Source organism: Streptomyces sp. NPDC086554 (assembly GCF_040686095.1).
In the GTDB taxonomy this organism is placed as follows: domain Bacteria; phylum Actinomycetota; class Actinomycetes; order Streptomycetales; family Streptomycetaceae; genus Streptomyces.
Genome location: NZ_JBFBJK010000059.1, coordinates 1 through 5,762, shown reverse-complemented (window position 1 = coordinate 5,762; position 5,762 = coordinate 1). Strand labels below are relative to the sequence as shown.

The following is a 5,762-nucleotide window of genomic DNA, read 5'->3' as shown; positions in this document are numbered from 1 at the left end:
GCCGGCCCCTGCGGCGGGGTTTCTTACCCGCCAACCCACCCATAACCCTGCATCGAGCCCTCCCAACGCCGAGCAACGGGCGGGTGGGCGGGAGAAGCGCGGCGCCGGGAACGCCGGGGGCAGTGGCAGGCCGGCGGCGCGGGAGGCACAGGAGGGATCGAGCTCAGACGCCGGGAGACGGGCGGGTGGGTGGGAGAAGGGTGGTGCCGGAGGCGATGAGCGGGCCGCCGGGCTCGTTGCCGCGCTCGCGTTTCCCGAGCGGGTCGGGCGGCGGGTGGCGGACGGGACGTATCTCATGGTCGGCGGGCCCCGGGGCGAGATCAGGCCCGGGTCCGCGCTGAGCGGCGCCGAGTGGATCTCCGTAGCCGTGGCGGATCGCCCCGTGGGCGCCGGGCACGCACGCGTGCTGCTCGGCGGGCATATCGACGAGGACGTCGCCCGGAGCGCGGCAGCGCCGCTGTACAGCGAAGGGGACGAGGTCGGCTGGGGCGACGGGGATCTCGTCGCGCGGCACGTCGAGCGGCTGGGGGCCGTGGAATTGGCGGTGCGGCCTCTCAAGAAGCCCGCCCCCGGACTCGTACGAGAAGGGCTGCTCGCCGGGCTACGAGAAGAAGGGACCGCGCTCCTGAACTGGTCCCAGGGTGCGCGGGAGCTGCGGCAGCGGCTCGCTTTTCTGCACCGGCATCTCGGGGCACCCTGGCCCGACGTATCGGAAAACGCCCTCCACGCGCGCGTGGACGAGTGGTTGGAGCCCGAGCTGTCGAAGGCACGGCGCCGTGCCGACCTGCGGCGCATCGACGCGGGGCAGGCGCTGGGCCGCCTCCTGCCGTGGGCGACCGGTGAAGCGACCCGTCTCGACACACTCGCCCCGGAGCGGGTGGAGGTGCCGAGCGGGTCCAGGATCCGGATCGACTACGCCGACCCCGAACAGCCCGTCCTCGCCGTGAAGTTGCAGGAGATGTTCGGCCTCGCCGAGACCCCGCGCATCGCGGACGGCAGTGTGCCCGTCGTCGTGCATCTGCTGTCCCCCGCCGGGCGGCCCGCCGCCGTCACCGCCGATCTTGCGTCCTTCTGGCGGGACGGCTACCGGGCGGTGCGGGCGGAGTTGCGCGGGCGGTATCCGAAGCATCCGTGGCCGGAGGATCCGGTGGGGGCCGAGGCCACGCGGTTCACCAAGGCGCGGCTCAGGCGTTGACGGGTTCCGGTTCGGGGGCCGCCGTGGGTTCAGGATCGCCGGGCCTTCGGCTGCGGGCCTCGAGCCAGAGGGAGAGCGCGAGCAGGAGCAGGCCGAGGCCGAGGAAGCCCCAGGGGAGATAGGACGTCATGAGGAGGACCAGGACGCGCTGGGACTTGACCAGGTCGACGGTGTTCTTGATGTAGTCCTCGCGCATCTTCACGTGTCCCGAGAACACGGTGACCTTGTCGCGGTCGCCCAGGAGGGTGCCGCCGCGCAGTTCGTTGCGCTGGATCTCCTCGCCGTAGACCGGTGCCCCGGTGGTCGGCTCGACCCAGAACTTGCGGACCGTGGTGTACCAGCGGGTGGTGCCGGTCTTGGCGAGCGACTCCGCGGTGACGCCCTTGACCGGCATCGTCTTGGGGAAGGGGACCTTGGTCCAGGGGATGGTCTGCTCGAAGTAGTAGACGTCGACGCCGCGGAACTTCTGCTCGCCCTTGTAGTGGATGGGCCTGGTGATGCGGGCCTGCGCGTCGAAGTACTCGTAGTCCCGCTTCTCGGTCAGGAAGGGCCACTTGAACTCGATGCCCTGGCGCTTGACCGGGTCACCGTCGACCATCTCGCCCTTGGCGTTCACCGGTTCCTGGCTGTGCGCGTCGAAGATGTAGCGCTCGGGGATCTTGGAGACCATCTTGCCGTCGGCGTCCTGGACGTAGGAGAGGGCGTCCCAGACGACCACGTCGCGGTCGGCGCTCCTCTCGACCTCCTCCGAGGCCTCCACATTGCCCTTGAGGGTCTGCACGATGGTGACCTTGTCGACCTTCTTGGCCGTCATGGAGCCGTAGTCGATGAGGGTCGGGTTCTGCGCCTCGAGGACCGCATCCTGATACTGGCTCGGCGGGATCTTGGCGAGGCGCGGGAAGGCGTACCAGCGCATGAGCGGGGACATCGCCGTGAAGAAGACGGCGAAGGCGAGCAGGATCAGGCTGGCCTTGCGGCGCATCGCGGCGGCCCTCCCTACGTTATGGGTGCTTGGGGTCATGGGTGCTCGGGGACGGTGGTGAGGAGCGGCTCCGGTGATGTCTCGCCGGGCGGGGCTCCGATCGCCGTGATCGTCAGGACCAGGGCGAAGGCGACGGCAAGACCGGTCGCGGCGGCGATGAGAGCGCGCATGCGGATCCTCCCGAGGCGGGGACGCTGTTGACACCGACCATGAACTGACAGGGCGTCAGGGCTGGGGCACCGTAGCAACGCGGCGGCGAGATGAGAACACGTTGCACACACAGGAACGCCCCTGCGCCGTGCGGGCGCAGGGGCGTTGCGTGGCAAACGTGCGGTGCGGCTAGGCCGCGGGGGCCGCCACCTTCAGTTCGACCGTGAGTGTCGCGCCGCCCGCGGTGCTGATGCTGAGCAGATAGGTGCCCACCGTGTCGTCCGCGTACATCTTCGGGAGCTCCAGCACGCCGTCGGCGTCCGTCTTCAGGGTCTTGAGCGTGCGGACCGGCTTGCCGTCCGCGTCCTTGAAGTAGGGGCCCTTGTCGTTGGCCGTGGGGTCGTCCGTCGACTTGATCATGGTGGCGGTGGCCGCGACACCGTCGGCGGCCGCTCCCTTGTACGTCGCCTTGACCTCCACCTGGTCGGCGAACTCGGCGCCCGGCGCGCAGGTCAGCGCCTTGTCGCCGGTCCTGACCAGGGCGTCGGCCCGGCGCGCGGTGACCGTCGCCGTGTAGTCGAGGCCGGGCAGCGAGCGGCCGACGACCGTCGCCCGCACCGTGAACTCGCCGTTCTTCTCGCCCGCCTTGATCACCGGAGCGGTGGCCTTGCCGGTGGCGCTCGTGGTGACCGTGGCGCTCGTGGCGCCGCCCTCGAAGCGGGCGTCCGTGTCGCCGACGATCGCGAACTTCACCCTGGCCTTGGCCACGGCGGATCCCGAAGCGGACTCCGTACGCACCACGACGCGTCCGGCGAAGGCGTCGCCCGCCGTCGCGGAGAGCTTGCCGGTGCCCGCGTCCTCCAGGCGTGAGACACGGTCGGTGGGCGAGGGGCTGGGGTCGGGGCTCTCGGAGCCGCCGCCGCTCGGCGGAGTGGTCGGGCTCGTGCTGCCGCCGCTGCCGGGCTCGCTCGGCTTGCCCGAACCGGGCTTGTCCGTACCCGGCTTGCCCGGCTTGCCCGGCTTGCCCGGCTTGCTCGGCTTGCTCGGCTTGCTCGGCTTGCTCGGCTTCTGCGAGGGCGAACCGGAGCTGCCGGGCACCGGGCTCGGGCTGATGCTCGGCCGGCCGCCGTCGCTTCGGTCGTCGGGCAGGATGCCCGTGCCGTCAGGCACCTCGTGGGTGCCCTTGCGGTAGAACTCCAGCCACGTCAGGACCGTGTTCAGGTACTCCGTGGAGTGGTTGTAGCTCAGGATCGCCTTGTGCAGGTCGCCGCCGCCGGACTCGTCCGACAGGTCGCGGTCGCTCGCGCAGAGATAGCGTCCCGCGGCGAGCGCGGCGTCATAGATGTTATTCGGGTCCTTCTTGCCGTCGCCGTTGCCGTCCTGCGCCCAGGTGTCCCACGTCGAGGGGATGAACTGCATGGGGCCGACCGCGCGGTCGTGCGCCTTGTCTCCGTCGTACGCGCCGCTGTCGGTGTCGGTTATCTTCGCGAAGCCGTTGCCGTCGAGGACCGGGCCGAGGATCGGCGCGAGCGTCGTGCCGTTCGCGTCGACGCGGCCGCCGCGGGCCTGGCCCGACTCGACCTTGCCTATCGCGGCGAGCAGTTCCCAGGGGAGGTTGCAGCCCGGCTTGGAGGCGGCGAGCGAGGACTCGGCCTTCTTGTACGCGTCGAGGACCGTGGCCGGGATGCCGCCCGCCGCGGGGTCCTCGTCGCCGCCGGTGGGCGCTCCGGTCGGCGGGACCGGGGTGTTGAGGGGCGGAAGGTCCGTGTAATAGGGCGAGTTGCCGGTCGCGGAGTCCTCCGGTGGCGGCGTGGGGCCGGATGCCCCCGCCCGCTCGTCGCGAGGGACGTCCGTCACGCCCGGGGCCTGGGACGCGGCGAGTGCCGCCACCGCCGCGGCGGCCACCGCAGTGGTCACCGCTCCCCTGCGCAACCGCCTGCCGAATACCGCCGCCATGACTGTGGACCCCTCCCCTGGACGACTCTGCGTCTGCGTGCCGCCACCCGCACTCTCGCGCTCAAGTTCCCCTGCGGGCCGACCCAGGCGACACTACGACAACTTCCGGCGCCCAGGCACCCGTTCGCGCCCGATTTTTACCGGTTGGCCGAGTCCTGTTCGGATGGGGCTTCGGGTGGGGCTTCCGGCGGGACCTCGAACTGGCTCTCGGGCGGGACCGAGCCGTCGGGGACTTCACTGATCTCGCTCTCCGGGGTCAGTCCCTGCCCCGCGGCGCGGCCCTTGTTGAGCGCGCGGTGCACGGCCTGTGCGACGCGTTCGATGGTACGGACCCCGTATTTCATCGTGGGGTTGTCGTGCGAGAGGACGACGATGCGGTACGTGCGGCCCGCGGACTCGGCTGCGGGGGCGGCGGTGAACGCGCCGACGCTGTGCACCCGCCAGCCGTGCGCGGAGCGGGGCAGCCAGCCGTTCTTGAGGTGGGCCCTGGTGCCGCGGGGCATTCCGGCGGGCACGCCCCAGCGCTGGTCGCGCCGCACCTCGTTCAGCTGCTTCAGGCCGTACGCGCGTGAAGCCTGGCTCAGTAGGGATTTGGCCCTGGCCGTCGTGAGAACGCCGAGGAGGCGGAGCTGGTCGGCCGCGGTGGTGCGGGTCAGGCCCCAGAGGCCGTACGGGTTGAGCGTGGTGTTCGTGGTGCCGGCGCGGCGCAGGTAGCGCGCGATGTAGGACATGCCGAGGTCGTCCCAGAGGCGCCGGGCAGCGGTGTTGTCCGAGCGGATGATCATGGGGCGGATCCTGCTGCGCTCCCAGGCGGTGAGTCCCCGCCGCCAGTCCTGGGCCCGGCGCAGCGCCGCCTCCATGATCATGACTTTGGCGACGCTCGCCGTGTCGTAGCGCAGGCGGTCGGCCACGGCGCACTTGAGGCCCGTGTCGGGGTCGTGGACGGCTACGGAGACGGTGCCTCGCCGGGCGGCCAGGACGGCGCGGATGTCGCGGGAGAGCTGGGCGGCGAGGGACGCGTCCTTGCGGGCCGTGCAGGGCGCTCCGCGTTGCGCCGTGCTTGCCGTGGCCGCAGTCGCGGGGAGGGGGGTGAGGAGGGTGGTGACCAGTGCCGTGGCTATCGCTATTCGGCACTTTCGCAGGTGAAGGGCCATGCCGTCATCGTGGCGGGGTCGCCTTCCGCGGGCCTGGGGGCCTGGGCCACGTGGGTGAGGGGCCCCTGCCGGGAGCGGGCGGGGTTGGGTGCGCACTCCGCAGAGCACGCACCGCAGAGCACGCACCGCCCTGGGGCTCCGCCCCAGACCCCGCTCCTCAAACGCCGGAGAGGCTGAATACTTCGCAGGCCCGGGCTGACAGATTCGGCCCCGGGCCTGCGAAGCCGGGACTAGGGCCTGTCCGATGGGTCCTGCCGGGGTCGCGACCCCTGGCACGCCCATCTGCCGCGTTGTCGTCGGTTGCCAACGCTCCGCGGTGTCGCCC

5 protein-coding genes are annotated in these 5,762 nt (G+C 71.5%); 1 reads left to right on the top strand and 4 read right to left on the bottom strand.

Annotated features, from left to right (window positions below; translation table 11 throughout):
- The coding region (locus AB0O76_RS43825; RefSeq protein WP_365503554.1) for an ATP-dependent helicase C-terminal domain-containing protein at positions 1-1,195 on the top strand (1,195 nt) is incomplete at its 5' end.
- Here the strand turns inward: AB0O76_RS43825 and AB0O76_RS43820 are convergent.
- The 4 genes from AB0O76_RS43820 to AB0O76_RS43805 all read right to left on the bottom strand — a co-directional run bounded on the left by AB0O76_RS43820 (position 1,185) and on the right by AB0O76_RS43805 (position 5,437).
- Positions 1,185-2,177 carry a DUF3068 domain-containing protein gene (locus tag AB0O76_RS43820; protein WP_365503551.1) on the bottom strand — a complete coding sequence of 331 codons (993 nt, stop codon included), beginning with the start codon at positions 2,175-2,177 and terminating at the stop codon, positions 1,185-1,187. The two genes, AB0O76_RS43825 and AB0O76_RS43820, sit on opposite strands and share 11 nt — an antisense overlap.
- 35 nt (positions 2,178-2,212) lie before the next feature.
- Entirely contained in the window at positions 2,213-2,347 is a 135-nt protein-coding gene (locus AB0O76_RS43815; protein WP_365503548.1) for an SPW_0924 family protein, read from the bottom strand.
- A gap of 169 nt (positions 2,348-2,516) precedes the next feature.
- The gene (locus AB0O76_RS43810; RefSeq protein ID WP_365503546.1) at positions 2,517-4,283 is read right to left on the bottom strand and encodes a lytic transglycosylase domain-containing protein; all 1,767 of its coding nucleotides are present in this window, start codon (positions 4,281-4,283) and stop codon (positions 2,517-2,519) included.
- Positions 4,284-4,420: 137 nt separating this feature from the next.
- Positions 4,421-5,437, bottom strand: a complete 1,017-nt coding sequence (locus tag AB0O76_RS43805) for a serine hydrolase (RefSeq protein ID WP_365503543.1) — start codon at positions 5,435-5,437, stop codon at positions 4,421-4,423.
- Positions 5,438-5,762 lie beyond the last annotated feature (325 nt).

Coding starts and splice junctions, on each gene's coding strand:
- AB0O76_RS43820 (WP_365503551.1), bottom strand. CDS start 2,177: ATGCGCCGCAAGGCCAGCCTGATCCTGCTCGCCTTCGCCGTCTTCTTC.
- AB0O76_RS43815 (WP_365503548.1), bottom strand. CDS start 2,347: ATGCGCGCTCTCATCGCCGCCGCGACCGGTCTTGCCGTCGCCTTCGCC.
- AB0O76_RS43810 (WP_365503546.1), bottom strand. CDS start 4,283: ATGGCGGCGGTATTCGGCAGGCGGTTGCGCAGGGGAGCGGTGACCACT.
- AB0O76_RS43805 (WP_365503543.1), bottom strand. CDS start 5,437: ATGGCCCTTCACCTGCGAAAGTGCCGAATAGCGATAGCCACGGCACTG.